General features: G+C 72.9%; 18 protein-coding genes. 7 read left to right on the forward strand and 11 right to left on the reverse strand.

What is annotated here, in order from left to right; translation table 11 throughout:
- Window positions 1-37: 37 nt before the first annotated feature.
- Window positions 38-700, reverse strand: a complete 663-nt coding sequence (locus tag J2S43_RS14755; protein WP_306829598.1) for a lytic polysaccharide monooxygenase auxiliary activity family 9 protein — start codon at window positions 698-700, stop codon at window positions 38-40.
- 343 nt (window positions 701-1,043) lie between these two features.
- Window positions 1,044-1,544 carry a VOC family protein gene (locus J2S43_RS14760; protein WP_306829599.1) on the reverse strand — a complete coding sequence of 167 codons (501 nt, stop codon included), beginning with the start codon at window positions 1,542-1,544 and terminating at the stop codon, window positions 1,044-1,046.
- Between the two features lie 17 nt (window positions 1,545-1,561).
- Between J2S43_RS14760 and J2S43_RS14765 the strand changes: the two genes are divergently transcribed.
- Both J2S43_RS14765 and J2S43_RS14770 read left to right on the forward strand, forming a co-directional pair.
- Window positions 1,562-2,347, forward strand: coding sequence for an AraC family transcriptional regulator (locus J2S43_RS14765; RefSeq protein ID WP_306829600.1), 786 nt, complete (start codon window positions 1,562-1,564; stop codon window positions 2,345-2,347).
- 196 nt (window positions 2,348-2,543) lie between these two features.
- The gene (locus J2S43_RS14770; RefSeq protein ID WP_306829601.1) at window positions 2,544-3,164 is read left to right on the forward strand and encodes a cupin domain-containing protein; all 621 of its coding nucleotides are present in this window, start codon (window positions 2,544-2,546) and stop codon (window positions 3,162-3,164) included.
- Between the two features lie 19 nt (window positions 3,165-3,183).
- Here the strand turns inward: J2S43_RS14770 and J2S43_RS14775 are convergent, their stop codons facing one another.
- The 3 genes from J2S43_RS14775 to J2S43_RS14785 form a co-directional block, all read right to left on the reverse strand.
- Entirely contained in the window at window positions 3,184-4,671 is a 1,488-nt protein-coding gene (locus J2S43_RS14775; protein WP_370881758.1) for a pectate lyase family protein, read from the reverse strand.
- A 218-nt stretch (window positions 4,672-4,889) separates the two neighbouring features.
- On the reverse strand, window positions 4,890-6,794 hold the full coding sequence (locus J2S43_RS14780) for a hypothetical protein (RefSeq protein WP_306829603.1): 1,905 nt from the start codon (window positions 6,792-6,794) through the stop codon (window positions 4,890-4,892).
- Between the two features lie 38 nt (window positions 6,795-6,832).
- Window positions 6,833-8,038, reverse strand: coding sequence for a citrate synthase (locus J2S43_RS14785; RefSeq protein WP_306829604.1), 1,206 nt, complete (start codon window positions 8,036-8,038; stop codon window positions 6,833-6,835).
- Between the two features lie 67 nt (window positions 8,039-8,105).
- Here J2S43_RS14785 and J2S43_RS14790 point away from each other — a divergent pair, with 67 nt between their 5' ends.
- A complete protein-coding gene (locus tag J2S43_RS14790) occupies window positions 8,106-9,197 on the forward strand; it encodes a citrate synthase 2 (protein ID WP_306829605.1) in 1,092 nt (363 codons plus the stop codon).
- A gap of 343 nt (window positions 9,198-9,540) precedes the next feature.
- Here the strand turns inward: J2S43_RS14790 and J2S43_RS14795 are convergent, their stop codons facing one another.
- From J2S43_RS14795 to J2S43_RS14805, 3 genes are read right to left on the reverse strand one after another with little or no spacing between them, the layout of a single operon-like run.
- Window positions 9,541-10,332 (reverse strand): hypothetical protein, encoded by a 792-nt coding sequence (locus tag J2S43_RS14795; RefSeq protein WP_306829606.1) that lies wholly within the window; start codon window positions 10,330-10,332, stop codon window positions 9,541-9,543.
- Window positions 10,329-10,895: an RNA polymerase sigma factor gene (locus tag J2S43_RS14800; RefSeq protein WP_306829607.1), complete on the reverse strand. Its 567-nt coding sequence runs from the start codon at window positions 10,893-10,895 to the stop codon at window positions 10,329-10,331. Before J2S43_RS14800 ends, J2S43_RS14795 begins: the two co-directional genes overlap by 4 nt.
- 31 nt (window positions 10,896-10,926) lie before the next feature.
- Window positions 10,927-11,499: a hypothetical protein gene (locus tag J2S43_RS14805; RefSeq protein ID WP_306829608.1), complete on the reverse strand. Its 573-nt coding sequence runs from the start codon at window positions 11,497-11,499 to the stop codon at window positions 10,927-10,929.
- A gap of 27 nt (window positions 11,500-11,526) precedes the next feature.
- Between J2S43_RS14805 and J2S43_RS14810 the strand changes: the two genes are divergently transcribed.
- Entirely contained in the window at window positions 11,527-11,799 is a 273-nt protein-coding gene (locus tag J2S43_RS14810; RefSeq protein ID WP_306829609.1) for an alpha/beta fold hydrolase, read from the forward strand.
- Here the strand turns inward: J2S43_RS14810 and J2S43_RS14815 are convergent.
- Window positions 11,781-12,194 carry a DUF6924 domain-containing protein gene (locus J2S43_RS14815; RefSeq protein WP_306829610.1) on the reverse strand — a complete coding sequence of 138 codons (414 nt, stop codon included), beginning with the start codon at window positions 12,192-12,194 and terminating at the stop codon, window positions 11,781-11,783. The two genes, J2S43_RS14810 and J2S43_RS14815, sit on opposite strands and share 19 nt — an antisense overlap.
- A gap of 146 nt (window positions 12,195-12,340) precedes the next feature.
- On the opposite strand from J2S43_RS14815, the gene J2S43_RS14820 reads away from it, so the two are divergent.
- Both J2S43_RS14820 and J2S43_RS14825 read left to right on the forward strand, forming a co-directional pair.
- Window positions 12,341-12,739, forward strand: coding sequence for an NUDIX hydrolase (locus J2S43_RS14820; protein ID WP_306829611.1), 399 nt, complete (start codon window positions 12,341-12,343; stop codon window positions 12,737-12,739).
- Window positions 12,740-12,965: 226 nt separating this feature from the next.
- A complete protein-coding gene (locus tag J2S43_RS14825; RefSeq protein ID WP_306829612.1) occupies window positions 12,966-13,772 on the forward strand; it encodes a nitroreductase/quinone reductase family protein in 807 nt (268 codons plus the stop codon).
- A gap of 621 nt (window positions 13,773-14,393) precedes the next feature.
- Here J2S43_RS14825 and J2S43_RS14830 read toward each other — a convergent pair.
- A complete protein-coding gene (locus J2S43_RS14830; RefSeq protein WP_306829613.1) occupies window positions 14,394-15,431 on the reverse strand; it encodes an ArsR/SmtB family transcription factor in 1,038 nt (345 codons plus the stop codon).
- 66 nt (window positions 15,432-15,497) lie between these two features.
- Between J2S43_RS14830 and J2S43_RS14835 the strand changes: the two genes are divergently transcribed.
- On the forward strand, window positions 15,498-16,685 hold the full coding sequence (locus tag J2S43_RS14835) for an MFS transporter (RefSeq protein ID WP_306829614.1): 1,188 nt from the start codon (window positions 15,498-15,500) through the stop codon (window positions 16,683-16,685).
- Between the two features lie 6 nt (window positions 16,686-16,691).
- Here J2S43_RS14835 and J2S43_RS14840 read toward each other — a convergent pair whose 3' ends face one another.
- Window positions 16,692-17,489 carry a GNAT family N-acetyltransferase gene (locus J2S43_RS14840; RefSeq protein ID WP_306829615.1) on the reverse strand — a complete coding sequence of 266 codons (798 nt, stop codon included), beginning with the start codon at window positions 17,487-17,489 and terminating at the stop codon, window positions 16,692-16,694.
- Between the last annotated feature and the right edge of the window lie 32 nt (window positions 17,490-17,521).

Genomic DNA, 17,521 nt, shown 5'->3' on the forward strand with positions numbered 1-17,521 from the left:
CGACGCCGGCCCTGTCAAAGGGCCGGCGTCGCGGGACTCAGCCGAACGTGATGTCGCTGCACCACATGTAGGCCTGGTCGGTGTGCGAGGCCTGCCAGATGACGAACAGGATGTGGTTGCCCGTGTAGCCGGACGTGTTGACGTTGAACGTGATGTCCGTGGCCGGGGCGTACCGTCCGGTCTGCGTGATGAAGTCCAGGTGTCCCCAGCCGAGTGCCTGCGTGGCCGGGTTGTAGCTGTTCTTGCTCACGTAGACGCGGAAGTAGTCGGCGCCGTGACTCGCCTGGTCGTACAGGTGGACGGTGAAGTTGTTCGAGACCCTGGTGGTCTTCCACGCGCCCGGGCGGTTGAGGCTGTCGTTGCGGGTCAGCCCGTTACTGCACAGTTGCCCGTCGGGCGTGCGCGCCTGGAACTGGCCACCGAGGCCGTCCCGCAGCGCGCTCATCCAGTTCCACATGGTGTCCGAGTTGGCCTGCCACGCCTGCCAGCACATCGGATCCTGCTGCTGCATGGCCGGGTTCATGTGGTCGGAACCCCAGGTCTTCCAGCACTGGTAGGCCCGGGACGCCGGGTCGACGATCGTGCCGTGTGCCTGCGCGGGGGCCGCCCACGGCAGCAGGCCGGCCATCACGGTGAGCAGCAGGACCAACGCCCGGGCGGCGGGGCGCTTGCCGGACTGTCCGGACTTAGGGGTACGCATGGCGCATCCTCCATTCTTTGGCGCAGATGTCGCGTTGGGAGCGCTTCCAGCAGGGTTACATCCATATCCATGGATGTCAAATATGATCTATTTAGTGCGGAAGCGCCCCGCGGCGTAGCGCTACAGGTGACGGAGGAAGAAGCGCAGGTTGGCGTCCAGTTCATGCGCCGGGATCACGGCGTGCGGACCGGGATTCGCGTGCAACGATTTCTCGGCGGACCGAGCGCGTCGAACAGCGCCAGCCCGCGCCACCCGTCCGATCCGCGCCTGGTTCCCGGATCATCGACGCGCTGATGGGTCTCACCTCCTCGCTGGATGCGTATCGCATGCCGGACGGCGTTCATCACGCGGACTGCTGCGCGGCCCACTCCGCGACGCGGCGCGCGCTCTCCTCCTCGGACAGGTCCTCCACCCGGGTCATCACCGACCAGCGCACCCCGAACGGGTCGCGGATGCTGGCGAACCGGTCACCGGAGACGAACGTCGTCGGTGCCTCCCGGACGGTGGCGCCGGCCGCGACCGCCTTCTCGACGACCGCGTCCACGTCCGGGCAGTACAGACCGATCGAGTAGCAGTCCTGGTCGCCCTCGGGCGCGGGCACCAGGCCGTAGTCCGGCATCGGCTCGCCGAGCTGCAGCAGGCCTGCGCCGAAGTCCAGCACGGCGTGGGCGACCACGCCGCCCATCTCGGTCACGTCGACGACGCGCGCGCCGAAGATGTCCCGGTAGAACTCGATCGCGCCCTTCGCGCCCGGGATCGCGAGGAACGGGGTGAGGCTGGTGGCGCCGTGCGGCGTGCCGTTCGTGGTGTATGCGCCGTCCGCTGCTTTCGTGGTTTCCGTCATGAGACACGATGCTAGGGATGCCGATGCCGGACGGGCTTGAAGATTCGCGACAGCACACCCTGCGAGGTGTGTTGTACCCGGCGCGGCTGCCCACCCTCGCCCGGGTGGCCGCCCCGCCCGCGATCGCGCAGCTGGTGCGCTGGTTCTGGGTCCCGCAGTGGGAGATCCAGCCGGGCCGCAGCTCACGCCAGCACGTGATCCCGTTCCCCGCCTGCAACCTGGTCGTCGAGGGCGCGGCGGTGGAGCTGGCCGGCCCGTCGACGCTGGCCTCGTACCGGGATCTGCGCGGGACCGGGTGGGCCGTGGGCGCGCTGCTGCGCCCGGCCGCGGTCCCGCACTTCACCGCCGACCCCGGCGCGCTGCGCGACCGCTCCACCGTCGTCGACGCACCGGACCTGGTCGCCGTGGTGCGGGAAGCCGGACCGGAGGCCGCGCCGGACGCGTTCGCCGAGTGGCTCGCGGCGACGGTCCCGCCGCCGTCCCGTGAGGCGCTGCTGGCCAACGAGATGGCCGGCCTGATCGACGCCGACCACGAGATCCGGACGGTCGAGGACGCCGCCGGCCGGCTCGGCGTGTCCGTGCGCACGCTGCAACGGCTCGCCGCGCGGTACGTGGGATTGCCGCCGCTGGCGATGATCCGGCGCCGGCGACTGCAGGAGGCCGCGGCGAGACTGCGCGCCGACCCGTCCGTGACCCTCGCCGACATGGCCGCCGACCTCGGCTACAGCGACCACGCGCACCTGGCCAACGAGTTCCGGACCGTGCTCGGGCTGACGCTCGGCTCCTACCGCCGATCCTCGTGATCCCGCTCTCGGACCCGGCCGCCTGACGTCCGTTTCGTCCCCCGCCGCGCCCGAACGCGCAGGTCAGGGCGGGCGCGCCTCGCCTACCGTCACCGCGCACACGAACCGATCAAAACCGCCGAGGAGATCGACACCATCCTGGACCGCTCCGCATGACGATCCGGCCGGCCGTACCGGATGTGGAAGGGGGCATCGCATGGGTTCGCCCGAGGAGGTGGCCGCGTTCCCGGGTGCGCCGGTGGTGCCGTGGCCCCGCGGCGAACCCGCACCGCGACCGCCGGACGGCGCGGCCGGCATCTCCGTGTGGGTCCGCAACCGGGCCGGCGATCCGCTCTACTGGGGACACAAACACGTGGTCGGCATCAGCGACCGGCCGGTGTTCTGGGGCATCGGGCGGATGGTCGCGTTCGTCGGCCCGGGCGAGCACCGCGCCGAGGTTCGCTACCTCGGTGTGGTCTCGTCCGCACGCACCGTCCGCGTGCGGTCCGGCGAGATCGCGCAGCTGGAGTTCTGGACGCCCGCCGCCACCGGCACCACCACCCACGGCGTGCTGGCACCGGCACCGTCCCACTATCGCACGGGCGCCCGCTCGCCCGGCACCACCGCGGTCGTCGCTGTCGTGATCGCACTCATGGCCGTGACGTTGCTGCTGGCACGCCAGCAGGCCGTCGGCGCGGCGATGCCGAGGCCCGTCACGAGCGTGCTCGCGGGCGCGGCGATCGCGCGGGCCGCGAACGAGGCATGCGACATCCCGCGCGGAACGGGGGCCGCAGGGTGGCGGCCCCCGTCCTCGGTGCCGGACGATCAGGAGGCGTAACGATCAGGAGGCGTAACGATCAGGAGGCGTAGGTCTCGAACTCCGCCACTCTCGGCGTACCCGATGCGCCCGTGATCTCGAATGTGATCTTCTTGGCCGACGTGGCGCCGAACGTGATCGCGCCGGCGCCGGACCCGGTCGTGAGCACCGCGCCGGTGTCGCCGTTGAGCACGCGGTACGCCCCGATCAGGCCGGTCGCGCCGGACGCCTCGCGGATGACGATCCGGGAGACCGACGTGGCCGACGACCACTTGACCGAGATCGAGCCGGTGCTGCCGCTCGGCGACCAGTACGTGGCCAGGTCACCGTCCATGACGTTGCCGTAGCTGGTGCCACTGGCCTTGCTGGACCCGTCCGCCCCGCCGGCGAGGCTGAGGTTCGTGCCGGACGGCGGCGGCGTGGTGGGCCCGCCCGTGGTCGGCGGCGGGGTCGTCGGGCCACCGGTGGTCGGCGGCGGCGTGACCGGCCCGCCGGTCGGGGACGTGGGCACGCAGTTGCCGTTGGAGACCTGCAGGCCCTTGTTCGCGCCCGCGGTCTGGGCCACGATGTTCGGCACGCAGCTCGCGCCGTCCAGCGTGTACGAGTACGGGATGCTCACGGTCGTGGTCGACGTGACGTTCGGCCCGGCCGGCTTGTGGTCGCTGCTCGCGGCCGACCAGGTCACGTTGTCGAAGATGTTGCCGCTGACCTGCCAGTACCCGGCCTCGGTCGTGTAGAACGTACCCAGGACGTCCTTGGAGTTCTTGAAGTGGTTGTTGTCCACTTTCGCCTTGGCACCGGCCCGGGAGTTGATCCCGGACTCGATCAGGCTGGTGTACGAGTTGTTGTAGATGTGCGCGGTCCCGCCGCGCAGCAGCGGCGTGCGCGAGTCGATGTTCGAGTACGCGTTGTGGTGGAACGTGATGTAGTTGTTCCCGGTGTCGCTCTCGCTGGAGCCGATCAGCCCGCCGCGCCCGGAGTTGCGCAGGATGCTGTAGCTGAGTGTGACGTACTCGACGTCGTCCTTCAGGTCGAACAGCCCGTCGAAGCCCTCGGACTCGCCGCCGGACGCCTCCAGCGTGACGTGGTCGACCCACACGTTGCGGACCGTGCTCTCCATGCCGATCGCGTCGCCGCCGTTCGACGTGGGCGAGCCGGACTTCTTCACGTTCCGCACGGTCACGTTCTGGATGATGATGTTACTGGAGTCACGGATGTGAATGCCGAGCTGGTCGAAGACCGCGCCGGAACCGACCCCGATGATGGTGACGTTGCTGATCTGCTTCAGCTCGATCACGCCGGCCGCGGTGTTGCAGCTGTCGCCGGACACCTTGGTCGTGTTGCCGTGGTTGATCGTGCCGGAGACCTGGATGATGATCGGCGTGCTGCTGCTGGCCCGGTTGCACAGCGCCGCGTGGATCGCGGTGCCGGTGCTGGCGGTCACGGTCGCTCCGCCCGCGCCGCCGGTGGTGCCGCCGTTCTGCGTGGCAAATCCGGTGACGCCGCCGGTCGCCGCGTTCGCCTGCATGGGCAGCGCGACGGCCAGCACACCTCCGATCGCGGTGACGGCGACGGCCGTCCCGATCCCGAGAGCCGCTCGTGGTTTCACGTGTTGATCTCCTTCGCCTGATGCCGACGGCGTGCACCCCGGCGCCCTGGGCGAGGCGGCGGGCACGCCTGCTGCGCTTCTGGAAAGCGCTTTCCGAGCGCTCAGGATAGAGAACTATCGATCGAAAAGGCAAGGGTTCAGTACGGCCAGCGACCGGCGGCCCGCGCCTGCTCCACGGTCTGCGGCGCCGCCATCCGCATCAGCTGCGCGTGCATCCCGGCGCGTTCGGTCATCTCCGCGGCTGCCGGGCCGAGCCGGGCCAGCAGCGGCGCGACCTCGGACAGGTGGGCCACGCCGTCCGCCCACCGCTGATCGAGCGCGGCCACGCCGACGCACATGACCAGCGTGTTCGCGTACTCCCAGACGGTCAGCGGATCCGCCTCGGTGGCCAGCGCGGCGCGCAGCGTGCGGGCCCGGTCGGCGAGCGCGGTCGTCTCGGCCATCAGCGGCGGCGGGCGGGTGCCGCGGGACAGCGTGGCGGCGTGCGCGTTCGCCAGGTTGTGCAGCGCGGTGCCGACCGCGCGCCGGACCGGCTCCTCTCCGGCGTGCTCGCCGCGGCGGATCGCCTCGGTGAGCAGCGTGACCCGCTCGTCCGGGTGCCCGGCCGCGACCGCGATCTCCCCGGCGTCGCACAGATAGACGATCAGGTGCTCCAGCGCCTGCGCCCGCGCCGCGCCGGTGGCCTCGGCACCGCGCCGTGACGCGGCCACGCCGTCGGTCTCCCGGCCGCCGGGCCGCTTCGGGGCTGCACCACCAGCGACCGTGCCGCCCGCCTCGTCTCCGGCCACGATCTCGGCCGGTCCGCCGCCGGCCGTCCCGCCGTCCACGCCCGGGTGCCGCACGGGCGTACCGCCGCCGGGTTCTTCCTGGTTCGTGCCGGCGGTCAGCCGGTCCAGGCGAGCCGTGGCGAACGCGACCGACAGGCGGGCCGGCTGCAGCGCGGCGGACGGGCGGCCGGCGGCGTGCCGGACCTGGCCGAGCCGCCACAGCGCCCGAGCCAGCACCCGCTGGAACTCGGCGTGCTCCGGCGTGCCCCGCGCCGCCGTCTCCGCCACGGTCGCGTCCGCGACCAACCGGTCGAGCAGCGCCTCCGCCTCGGACAGCCGCGCACCGCCGCGCGACATCGCGATCGCCCGGTCGAGGCGTCCGTCAAGATCTGCAAGACCATCCACGGGTACGGCATCCGCCTCGTCCCACCGGCCCGCGAACGACGGTGTGCGCCGCCACGCGTCCGGCCCCGGAATGACGACCTCGACCTGCGGGTACGCCTTGCCGAGCGCCGCGATCGCCTCGGTGGCCTGTGCGAACCGGGCCTGCGCGCCCCCGCCGTCGAAGCTCATCAGGATCGACACCTGCTCCGCCCACGCCGCGCCGGTCAGGTCCGGCCGGCCGACCACGACCGCGGCCCGGCCGAGGAAGCTCAGCGCCTCGGCCAGGTCGTAGACCGCGGAGCCCTCCTCCTCACGCGCGACCGCCCGCGCGGCGTCGACCAGCTCGACCGCGAGCCGCATCGTCTCGGTGCCGTCCACCGGCTGCCCCTGCGCGATGCGTTCTTCCTGGTCGACGAGCCGGTTCTGGACCAGTGCGGCAAGCACGGCGGCCCGGCCCCGGCCCGCGGGCGGCGCCGCGGCCAGCGCCTCCGCCACCATGTCCCGCCCGCGGGCCCGACCGCCGGCGCTCTCGACGATCTGCGCGGACTGCACGAGCCGGATGACCGCCTCGGCGCGCACCGGATCGTCCGGCCCGGTCTCCGCGATCAGCTCACGGGCCAGCGTGACGACCTCGTCCACGATGGGCCGGGCGTCCTCCGGCGTCCGGCCCATCGCGAGATTGACGCCGAGCCGGCCGAGCGCGCGCAGCAGCCGCCCCCGGTCGGCTCGATCACCCTGGACGGCCAGCCGGCGGGCGGCGTCGACCGCGCGGACCGCGGCCTGGTTCGCGCCCGGACCCGGGCCGTTGAGCATGGTCAGTTCCTCGGCGACCGCAACGAGCCGGTCCGCCTCCTCGGGGGACGGCCCACGCCGCCACGGCACTCGCACCATGCCGATCGATGTTATGCGCCGGCCGCAAGCCCGGCAGGCTATGGATGAAGGGTGCCGCCGTTGAGCGGGGGAAGGCCGGCGTAGCGGCCGCTGGGGCGGAAGCGGCTGGGCTGGTCCGCGTACTCCTCGATGGCGTGCGCGATCCAGCCGGCCGTGCGCGCGACCGCGAAGATCGCCTCGCCCGCGTCGGCCGGCATGTCGTGGCGCAGCGCGAACGCGGCCAGCGCCAGGTCGATGTTCGGCGCGACGCCGGCCCGCTTCCGCATCGCGGCCGCGATCGCGGTGACCGCGGCGGCCTCGACCGAGTCCGCGGGCAGCAGACCGAGCAGGGTGGTGGCGCGCGGGTCGCCGACCGGGTAGAGCGGATGGCCGAAGCCGGGCACGCCGCCGCCGGTCCGCAGCCGGTCGGAGATCGCGCCGAGCGGGTCGCCGCTGCTGATCGCGGTGCGCAGCATCTCGGTCGCGAGCCCGCTGGCCGCGCCGTGCAGCGGGCCGTCCATCGCGGCCAGCCCGGCGCCGACGACCGCGTAGGGGTGGGCCCGGGTGGACGCCGCGACGCGTGCCGCGAACGTGGACGCGGCGAGATCGTGGTCGGCGAGCAGCACCAACGCGGCGTTCAGTGCGAACACGTCGTCATCGGACGCGGGCTTCGCGGTGAGCCGGCTCCACAGCAGCGCGGCCAGGCCGGCGTCGGCGGGATCGTCGTGCTCGGGCAGCGCGGTGACCATGGTGTGGATCAGCGTGCGCGCGGTGGCGACGACCGCGGCCGGCGTGGTGTCCAGGCGCAGCGGATCGGCGGCACCGAGCGCCGCGACGATGATCCGGAGCCGGTCGGTCAGGCGCGCGGTCGCGGGCAGCGGCTTCGTGACCGCCTCGGCGAGCCGGCGCAGGCCGTTCGGCACCGGCGGGAACGGCGTCGTGTCGCCGAGCTCCCCGGTCCACAGCAGCCGGGCGACGGTCTCGAAGGGCTCGTCCCGGGCGAGTTCGCTCGCGTCGTAACCCCGGTAGAAGAGCGCGTCCGCGGTGATCAGCGTGATGCCGGTGTGCACGGCGGGGGAGCCCGGGCGATCGGTGGCGCGGCCTCGGGTGGCCTCGAACGCGTGCACGTCCGCCTCCGCGAACAGTGTCTCCTTGCCCTGCGCGTTGCGGCGCCCGGCCAGCAGTCCACGACTGACGTAGGCGTAGACGGTCGCGCGTTTGACGCCCAGCCGCCGGGCGACCTCATCGGTGGTCAGCATCTGCATGTGGCTATCTTCTCATGTTGACTGGATCAACATTGACAGGTTGATTGTACTGCTCGACAGTCAACATATGACTACCGTGAACCCGGGCCTGGCCGGCGTCGTCGCGTTCGACACCCGCATCGCCGAGCCGGACCGTGACGGTGGCGCGCTGCGCTACCGCGGCATCGACGTCGAGAAGCTGATCGGCCGGGCCGGCTTCGCGGACGTGTGGGGCCTGCTCGCGGACGGCGACTTCACCAGCCCGCTGCCGCCGGCCGAGCCGTTCGCGCTGCCGGTCCACTCCGGCGACATCCGCGCCGACATCCAGGCCGCGACCGCGATGATGGCGCCGTACTGGGGGTTGCGCCCGCTGATCGACATCGACGCCGCGCAGGCCCGCTCCGACCTCGCCCGCACGTCCGGCATGATGCTGTCGTTCGTCGCACAGGCCGCGCGCGGCGTCGGCCTGCCCGCCGTACCGCAGCGCCGCATCGACGAGGGCCGCGGCATCACGGAACGCTTCATGATCCGCTGGCAGGGCGACCCGGACCCGCGCCACGTCGAGGCCGTCGACCGCTACTGGATCTGCGCGGCCGAGCACGGCATGAACGCGTCCACGTTCACCGCCCGCGTCATCGCCAGCACCGGCACCGACGTCGCCGCCGCACTCTCCGGCGCGGTCGCCTCGATGTCCGGCCCGCTGCACGGCGGCGCCCCGTCCCGCGCGCTCGACATGGTCGACGCGGTCGAACACTCCGGAGACCCCCGCGGGTACGTGCGGCAGGTCCTCGACTCCGGCCGCCGCCTGATGGGCTTCGGCCACGCCATCTACCGCGCCGAGGACCCGCGCGCCCGCATCCTCCGCGCCGCCGCCCGTGAGCTGGGCGCGCCGCGTTACGAGGTCGCGCTCGCGCTGGAGGAGGCCGCGCTGGCCGAGCTGCGCGAGCGCAAGCCCGACCGCGTCCTGGAGACCAACGTCGAGTTCTGGGCCGCCATCGTCCTCGACTTCGCCGGCGTCCCCGCCGGCCTGTTCACCCCGCTGTTCACCTGCGCCCGCACGGCCGGCTGGAGCGCCCACATCCTGGAACAGAAGACCCTCAACAAGATCATTCGCCCGTCCGCCGCCTACATCGGCCCCGCCGACCGCGACCCCTCCGACGTCCCCGGCTGGCACTTCTGACCACCCCCGACTCCCGCCAGGCCCGGCCCCGAGTGACCCTGAGCGGCACATGCCGCCTGCGGAATCCGGGAGCGGCGGTGTGTGGAGGTGGCACGGGGGTTTGGGAAGGTGACCGACCGCTCGGCTGACAGGGAGGCCGCCCGCGGCCGACCGGTGCCCGCGGGAGCGAACGGTCCGGGCCACGCCGGAAGCGGGAAAGCAAGATCTTGATCTGCTTCTGACCCGGCCGGAACGGCAGTGCGACCCGGCCGGAACGGCAGTGCGACCCGGCCGGAACGGCAGTGCGACGGCGTGGCCGGACCCGTGCGGGACCCGGCCACGTCGCGCGAGAAAGACGAGAAGATCAGCCCAGGCGGGGGGCGTCGTGCAGGTCGCGGGCGGAGATGCTCGGGACGGTGGTGCCGTCGGTGAGGGTGAGCGTGAGCGTGGTGGTGTTGGTGGAGGACTCGTCGAGGCCCTCGGGGTACCAGACGAGGAAGTAGCCGTCCTGCAGCGACGCCTGGACGGTCCGGGGCTCCGCCGAGCCGGTGATGGTGACGGTGACCGCGGTGACGTCGCTGCCGACCCGGCCGGTCATCAGCCGCGCGTAGCCCTCCTCGGTCCGCGACTGCGGCCAGGCCTGCATCTCGACGCCGGTGCGGCCCAGCTCGGCCGCGGTGACCGGCGCCTCGAACAGGCTCGGTGAGAGGATCTCGCCGTCCGCGGCGCGGAAGCAGGTGACGGTCCAGCCGTCGGTGATCACGCTGAGGTAGGCGTAGTCGCCGCGGGTCTCGCCGACGACGCGGCCGGCGCGCGCCTCGTCAAGGGAGTAGCCGGCCGCGGGGACGCACTCGTCGACGATCGCGGTGGCGTCGGCCGCGGGCAGCGGGGCGGGCGCCGGCGTCCAGGACGCGAACGCGGGCTCGGCGCCGAGGTGCGGCACCGCGATCGTGGCGCCGACCGCGGCCATCGCGACCACACCGGCGGCGAGCGCGAACCGGGTCCGGCGCCGCGCCGGCACCCGCACCGCGGCCGTGGAAGGCGGTGTGCTGGCGACGATCCGGTCGGCCAGGTCCTGCGCGGACGCGGTGTGCACCCGCGCCGGCACCGGCTCGGCGGCGTCCCGGAGCAGGTCGGAGAGGTCGTTGTGGCTCATGCGGAAACTCCAGTCTCGGCGATGCGGGCGGCAGCGGAGGTGGTGGACGGGATCTGGGCCGGGCGGCCGAGGTGGCGGCGCAGGCGGCGGCGGGCGCGCATCAGCCGGACGCTGAACGTGGCGCGCGTGACGCCGAGCACCTTCGCCGCCTGCGGCCCGGTCAGGTCCTCGAAGACGGTGAGCGTGAGGACCTGCTGGTCGTCCGGGCTCAGGTGCTTCCAGGCCTGGACCAGGTCGAGCCGGGCCGCGACCTGGTCGGACTCGGCGCGGGCGACGGTGTCCGGTTCGCGGAGGATGCGTAGCGCGAGGCTCTGCTGCCGGTGGTCGCTGCGACGCGTGTTGCGCATCGTGTGGTAGGCGACCGTGAACAGCCAGGCGCGCGCCTCGTCGCGGGGGACGGGTACGTCCGCGAAGCGCCGCCAGGCCACCAGGAACACGTCCGCGACCACGTCCTCCGCGACCGCCGGATGGGTCCGGCGCTCCACGAAGAGCAGCAGATCGTCGTACGTGTCCCGGAACAGGTCCCGGAACGCGCCCGCTGGATCGGGGGTGGATGGGTTCACATCACTCACATGTCCTGCACGCCCCGGACCGCTACAACGGCGCCGTCATCTGGAAACTGCTGTCCAGGATCGCGGCGAGCGGATCCGCCGCGATCCCGTGCCGCCCGGCCCAGGCCCGGACCGCGCCGAGGAACCCGGTCAGGTCCGCCCGCACACCCTCCAGAAGATCAAGGAACACCGCCGCGGGTACGTCGACGTGCACGGAATCCGGCTCGCCGGCGTCCTGCCGCACCCGGATGATCCCGTCCTCGCCCAGCGTCGCGGCCACGTGCGGATCGTGCCCGAGCCACGGTGTCTCGCCGCGCAGCACCAGCGCCCAGTCCCGCCAGCTCTCCAGCCCGGCGCAGCAGCCGGGCACGATCGTGGTGCCGCCGCCGGTCAGCCGCAGCCCGCCGGAGACGGTCAGCGCCTCCTGCTCGGCGAGCAGGTCCGCCGGCACGTCCGCGTACTCGCTGACCATGGCCATGAACAGCCCGATCTCCGCGTCGCCGGCGTCTTCGCCGAGCGGCACGAACGTGTACGGCTCGCACGCGGCGACCGGCCACGCCGGCGTGGTCTCCAGCGTCTGGACCTCCAGGACCGCCCGTAGGCCGTAGCTCGTCACGTGCAGGAGTATGCCCGGCCAATTCGATTGAGCGGTCCGCCACCGTGGGCCACACTCACCGCCACGATCGCCACGATCGGCCCGCGCTGGGACGAGTTCGCCGCGATCTCCTGCCCGACGCTGCTCGTCAGCGGAGAGCACGGCGTGCTCCCCGCTGACGAGACCGCCCTGATCGGCCGTCACCCGGCCGTACGGCCGGTGCGCATCCCGGGCGCGGGCCACGACGTCCACCTGGCCAGCCCGGGGCCGTGGCAGGCCGCGGTGTCGGCGTTCCTGCGCTGTCAGGCGCCGCCGCGGTAGACGCCGCCGCGGCCGGCCATCCGGGCGAAGCCGGCGAAGTCCGTGGTGGCCAGGTCGAGGTTCGTCTGCACGCTGAAGACCTCGTCCGCGATCACCCGGAACGCGCGCCCGGGCTCGTCGGACAGGTCGACCGCGACCACCGGGTACTCCGGGTCGCGCAGCGCGTCGCCGTCGACCAGGAACGCGATCGCCAGGTCCTCGTCGCCCTCGGCGAGCCGGACCAGGCCGCCGGGCGTGAGGCCCTCGTGGGCGCGGTCGTCGAGGAACGTCATCGCCGCGCGATAGTCGTCCAGGTGACGCTGCAGCGTCTTGCGGAACGTGTCCCAGGCCGCGTCGTCCGTGAAGTCGGTGCGGATGAGCAGGCCTTGCGCGTCCGGGGTGATCGGGAGGGTCATCGTGTCCTCGGGAGAAATCGGGTCAGGTGCCGTGTCCCGCACGGGGGCGGGGCGGGCGCCAGACTACAACGCGGTGAGCTGCGCACCCTTCGGTGGACCGCACGCCGCGCCACACCCTTTCGGGTTCTCCGGGCAGGATGTCCCGCATGCGCATCATCGACAAGGTCGCCTGGCTGCGGATCGAGGACGGCCGTATCCTCTCCACCCGCTCGCACGGCAAGGACGTCCTCTACTTCCCCGGCGGCAAACGGGAGCCGGGCGAGTCCGATCTGGACACGCTGACCCGGGAGATCGCGGAGGAGCTGACCGTGGCCGTCGATCCGGCGACCGCGGCCCCGGCCGGCGTGTTCGAGGCGCGGGCGCACGGTCACGCGGAGGACGTGCTGGTCCGGATGACCTGCTACACAGCGGACTACACCGGTGAGCTGACACCGGCCGCGGAGATCGCCGAGGTGGTCTGGCTGACCTACGCGGACCGCGACCGCACGTCCCCGGTCGACCAGATCATCTTGGACCATCTTCGGGAAGAGGGGTCGCTGAGCTGACCGGCACACTGACCGCCTCTGGTCACCTTCGGAACAGGGTTGCTGAGCCCACCGGCACGCCGCTAAAGTCACCACCCGTGACTGCCGGGTCGGCCTTTGGCCATTACCGGATCGGGCGCCCGGCCGGCGCGTGATCCTGCGGCGGGCCCGTGGCCCGCCTCCTCCCTGTCTGCACCTTCACGCCTCCTTCCGAGCGCCGCGAAAACAGACAGGGGATACAGCGCGCGTGTCAAACGACTTCAACAGCCGCAACATCGAGGAGTTCCGGGCCAACCGGGGCCGGATCGCGTTCTTCGGCGACGCCCGGATGCTGCTGCTCACCACGACGGGTGCCCGCACCGGGCGCCCGCACACCGTCCCGCTCGGCTACGTGCCGGACGAGACCCTCCGCCTGCTCGTGATCGGCTCCGCCGGCGGCGGTGACCGGCACCCGGCGTGGTACCACAACGTCCGGGCGAACCCGCAGGTCACGGTCGAGGACGGCATCTTCACGTACCCGGCCGTCGCCGAAGTGCTCACCGGCGAGGAGCGGGACCGGCTCTTCGCCCGGATCGTCGAGGCGCAGCCGGGATACGGCGACTACCAGCGGAACACGAAGCGGGTGCTGCCCGTGGTCGCGTTGCGCAACGCCTCGCAGGGCCCGCCGCGCGCGGGCAACTCGTTCGGCGAGACGCTCATGGCGATCCACGACTCGTTCCGGCGTGAGCTGGCGCTGGTCCGGTCCGAGGTCGCCGCCGCCGGCCCGGCGCTCGGCGCGCAACTGCGCGTCAACTGCCTGTCCGTCTGCGGCGGCCTGCACATTCACCACCGCGGCGAGGACGGCGGCATCTTCCCTGCCGTGCTGGCCCGGTCGCCCGAACTGGCCCCGGTCATCGACCGGCTCAGCACGGAGCACAAGGCGATCGCCGCGCTGATCGAGGAGCTGGAGGCCGCGGTCCGCACCGAGAACCCGCTGCCCCAGGTCGAGCGCCTGATCGACGAGTTGGAGGCGCACCTACGCTACGAGGAGGAGATGCTCGTCCCGCTCCTCTGACGCGACAATCCCGCCGGAGGCGAGAAGCGGAGACCTTCCTTCCCGCTTCCGGCGCGGGTACCTTCCGAGTGCTCCCGCGGGCACCGGTCCAACGCCACTCAGCCTAAGTCGATCACGGAGGCTCATTCAGCGCAGCGAGCTGGCGCCGCGTTGCCGCAGTTCAACGGCGTCGGCGCCACGCGCTGAACAAGCCTCACGGACTCCGACCTCCGCTTCGCGAAGCGCCCGCCGTTGTCCACGCATCCTCACCGGACCCCCTCCGTTGCCCAGCCCCTCGACCGAGAGCAAGGGCAACCCGGCCCGCTCGCGGCGATCGGGCGCTCCGCGCCCGAAACATCGCGACATCCCACCCTCCCGCACGGACCGCCAGCCCGCGCGACGCCACCACCGAGGCCTGAGTGATCAATCAGTGGAGCGAAAGAGCGATCAACTTCGATTTTTGATCTATCTTTTGCTCCACTGATTGATCACTCAGGCGCCAGGCCCGAGGCCGTCAAGAACTCCTCGCGTCGCCAGATGGGGCCGCTGGCCGCTTTGTCAGGATATTTCGGTCAAGAGGCGCCCGGACCCACAGCGGAGGGGGTACGACCCGGTCCGCCGCCGGCGACGTTCCGAGGCGTTTTACGCCCGACGGGCCGCGCCCGCCGGCTGGGTGCGAGGTAAGCGGGTGCCGGCCGCGGTGGCGGCGTCGACGACGGTGCGGCCGGCGTCGGTCGGGGAGTAGAGGACGGAGCGGCCGGCGCGGCGGCGCAGGACGAGGCCGGCGTCGAGCAGGATGCCGAGGTGCCGTCCGACGCTGCCGAGCGCGAGCCCGGTCAGCGCGACCAGCTGCGTCGTCGACTTCGGCGGGTCGAGCAGCACCAGCAGCCGCGCCCGGACCGGCCCGAGCAGCCGTGCGAGCGCGTCCGGCGCAGGGCGGGCCGGTCCGGTCTCGGCCAGCGGCGCGGACGCCGGATAGGCGATCGCATGCCGGCTGTGGTCGTGCTCGTCCCAGGACACCCAGCCGCGTCCGACCGTGACCGGCACGAACAGCAGCCGGGTGCCGAACACGTCCCGCGGCGGATACTTCGACGCGTTGACCTGCAGCCGCCCGTTGCCGAGCCAGCGCATGTCCGCCCTCAGGTCGGCGAACGCCGCGACCCAGCCGCCCTGGGTGAGCTGCCGGGTGCGGGCGACCACGTCCGCCTCCAGGATCCGCCGGCGGCGCCCCCAGTCCGGCGCGATCATCGTCTCCCACACCCATTCCAGCAGTTCCGCGAGGAGCGGCCCGGGCGCGAGTGCACCGATCGCGGACGGCAGCGCGGGCCCGCCGGTGACCCGCAGCGCGGTGGCGAGGTCGGCGCGGGCCCGGTCGTCCGGGTAGTACCGGATCAGGTCCAGTTCCTCCGCGATCGGCCGTTCCGTCTCGGCCTGCGGCGGCGCCACGAAGTCTGCCAGCCACCCCGGCCGGAACGCGGTGGCGAGCAGCAGCCGCAGGTCCGGCCGGTGCGCGATCTTCCGCCGGTACGCGTTCGCGTGCCGGTCCAGGAACTCCCGGTCGACGGGCCCGGCCACGGCGCCCTTGTGCAGGCGCAGCAGCGCGCCGGTCGTCTCGGCCCGCGCGGAGATCACGAACCGGGCACCGGCGAGCGTCTCGGTGTCGATCTGCCACCAGCTCATCGCGTATGTTTCGCCTCCCCGCGAAAGATTAACGGCCACCGCGCCCGCGTACGCAGACTGCCGATCATGCAGACGTACGGTGCGTTGTTCCGCACCCCCGAGTTCCCGCCGCTGTTCGCGGTCGCCTGCGCGGGCGCGTCCGCGTCCACGATCGGCGGGCTCGCGCTCGCCACCGTGGTCTACGCCGGCACCGGCTCGCCGCTGCTCAGCGCGCTGAGCATGTTCGGCCCGGCCGCGGCCCAGCTGCTCGGCGCCACGCTGCTGCTGTCCACGGCCGACCGGGTGCCGCCGCGCGCCGCGCTCGCCTCCGTCGCCGCACTGTCCGCGCTCTGCCTCGCCGTCCTCGCGATCCCGGGCCTGCCGCTCGCCGCCGTGTTCGCGGTGCTCGGCGTGATGGGCCTGGTCGCGTCCGTCGGCGGCGGTGTCCGGCTCGGCCTGCTCACCGAGGTGCTGCCCGCGGACGGCTACCTGCTCGGCCGGTCCGTGCTCAACATGTCCGTCGGTTCCGTGCAGATCCTCGGCTTCTCGATCGGCGGCGTGCTGCTGTCCGTGGTCCCGGCGCACGGCGTGCTGCTGATCGCGGCCGGCTGTCAGCTGCTCGGTGCCATGATCGCCGCGTTCGGCCTGCGGTCCCGGCCGCCCCGCGCGTCCGGGCGGCCGTCCGTGGCCGCGACGTGGCGGGCGAACGCGCGGCTGTGGTCGTCCGTCCCCCGCCGCTACGTGCTGGTCGCGCTGTGCGTGCCGAACGGCCTGATCGTCGGCTGCGAGGCGCTGTTCGTGCCCTACGCGCCGGCGCACGCGGGCGTCCTGCTCGCCGCGGCCGCGGTCGGCATGCTCGCCGGTGACGTCCTCGCCGGGCGGGTGCTGCCGCGCGAGTGGCGGGCGCGCGCCGGCGGGTTCCTGCGGCTGCTGCTCGCCGTACCGTATCTGCTGTTCGCTCTGGGTCTGCCGCTGTGGCTCGCGGCCGTGCTGATCGCGGTCGCGTCGGTCGGCTACTCCGGCACGCTGGTGTTGCAGGAGCGGCTGATCGCGCTGACCCCGGACGACCTGCGCGGCCAGGCGCTCGGCCTGCACTCGTCGCTGATGATCGGCATGCAGGCGGTCGGCGCCGCGATCGCCGGTGGCGCGGCCGAGCTGACCGGTTCCGCCGCGAGCGGCATCACGGTGATGGCGGTCCTCTCCATCTCGGTGACCGTGCTGGTCGCGGCCGGCCTGCGCACCCCGCTCCCGCGACCGGCCGCCGCGCACCCGTGACGGTGCTCAGGCCAGCGGCTTGGTGAGCGCGAGCTGGGTCTTGACGATCGTGTAGCCGCGCCGCTCGTAGAACCCGTGTGCCTCCGTGCGGTGCGCCCCGGACCGGACGTACACGCTGGTGGCGCCGTGCCGGGCCGCCCACCGTTCCGCGGTGGCGAGCAGCGCGGTCCCGGCACCGGACCCCTGGGCGGTGACCGCGAGCCCGCCGAGTTCCGCGCGCACACCGGCGATCAGGCTGTGCGTGATCAGGACATGGATCCAGCCGGCGACCCGGTCGGTGACCGCGACGTAGACGACGTGCCCGTTCTCCGGCAGCGCGCGCAGCCGCGCGGCGACGTCGGGCGCGGGCACGTCGTACCCCATGGCTGTGATCTGTTCTGAAAGGTCGTCGTCCACGGTCGCGAGCCGGATCGCGGGGCCGGGCCGCAGCCGCCGCGCGTGCGCCGGGAACTCCGGATAGGTCTCCTGCGCGGCCCGCACCGACGGCAACGGCGCCGGAACCCCGGCAGCCGGCGGCACCCCGGCGGCCAGCAGCGCCGCGTAGTCGTCCACGTCGGACGCGATCACCGCGGCCTCACCGTCCGCGCCGAGGTAGACGACCGGCGGGTTCGCGTCGATCAGCCACAGCGCCACACATCCGCCGGCCGCGTCCCGGGCCAGCACCCGGAACTCCGCCCCGGACACACGCGACGACGCGGTCCACGCCCGCCACCAGTCCCGCGTCCGCTCCGGCCCCCACGACACCGGCTCACAGCCGGCCGCCTCGTGCAACTCGGTCAGGCTCACAGCGCGACGGTAGTCCATCCGCACATGATCGAGGCGTCCCCCGAACATGG

The organism is Catenuloplanes nepalensis (genome assembly GCF_030811575.1).
Taxonomy (GTDB): domain Bacteria; phylum Actinomycetota; class Actinomycetes; order Mycobacteriales; family Micromonosporaceae; genus Catenuloplanes; species Catenuloplanes nepalensis.

Coding starts and splice junctions, on each gene's coding strand:
- J2S43_RS14755 (WP_306829598.1), bottom strand. CDS start 700: ATGCGTACCCCTAAGTCCGGACAGTCCGGCAAGCGCCCCGCCGCCCGG.
- J2S43_RS14760 (WP_306829599.1), bottom strand. CDS start 1,544: ATGACGGAAACCACGAAAGCAGCGGACGGCGCATACACCACGAACGGC.
- J2S43_RS14765 (WP_306829600.1), top strand. CDS start 1,562: ATGCCGATGCCGGACGGGCTTGAAGATTCGCGACAGCACACCCTGCGA.
- J2S43_RS14770 (WP_306829601.1), top strand. CDS start 2,544: ATGGGTTCGCCCGAGGAGGTGGCCGCGTTCCCGGGTGCGCCGGTGGTG.
- J2S43_RS14775 (WP_370881758.1), bottom strand. CDS start 4,671: ATGCAGGCGAACGCGGCGACCGGCGGCGTCACCGGATTTGCCACGCAG.
- J2S43_RS14780 (WP_306829603.1), bottom strand. CDS start 6,794: ATGGTGCGAGTGCCGTGGCGGCGTGGGCCGTCCCCCGAGGAGGCGGAC.
- J2S43_RS14785 (WP_306829604.1), bottom strand. CDS start 8,038: ATGCAGATGCTGACCACCGATGAGGTCGCCCGGCGGCTGGGCGTCAAA.
- J2S43_RS14790 (WP_306829605.1), top strand. CDS start 8,106: ATGACTACCGTGAACCCGGGCCTGGCCGGCGTCGTCGCGTTCGACACC.
- J2S43_RS14795 (WP_306829606.1), bottom strand. CDS start 10,332: ATGAGCCACAACGACCTCTCCGACCTGCTCCGGGACGCCGCCGAGCCG.
- J2S43_RS14815 (WP_306829610.1), bottom strand. CDS start 12,194: ATGACCCTCCCGATCACCCCGGACGCGCAAGGCCTGCTCATCCGCACC.
- J2S43_RS14820 (WP_306829611.1), top strand. CDS start 12,341: ATGCGCATCATCGACAAGGTCGCCTGGCTGCGGATCGAGGACGGCCGT.
- J2S43_RS14830 (WP_306829613.1), bottom strand. CDS start 15,431: ATGAGCTGGTGGCAGATCGACACCGAGACGCTCGCCGGTGCCCGGTTC.
- J2S43_RS14835 (WP_306829614.1), top strand. CDS start 15,498: ATGCAGACGTACGGTGCGTTGTTCCGCACCCCCGAGTTCCCGCCGCTG.
- J2S43_RS14840 (WP_306829615.1), bottom strand. CDS start 17,489: ATGGACTACCGTCGCGCTGTGAGCCTGACCGAGTTGCACGAGGCGGCC.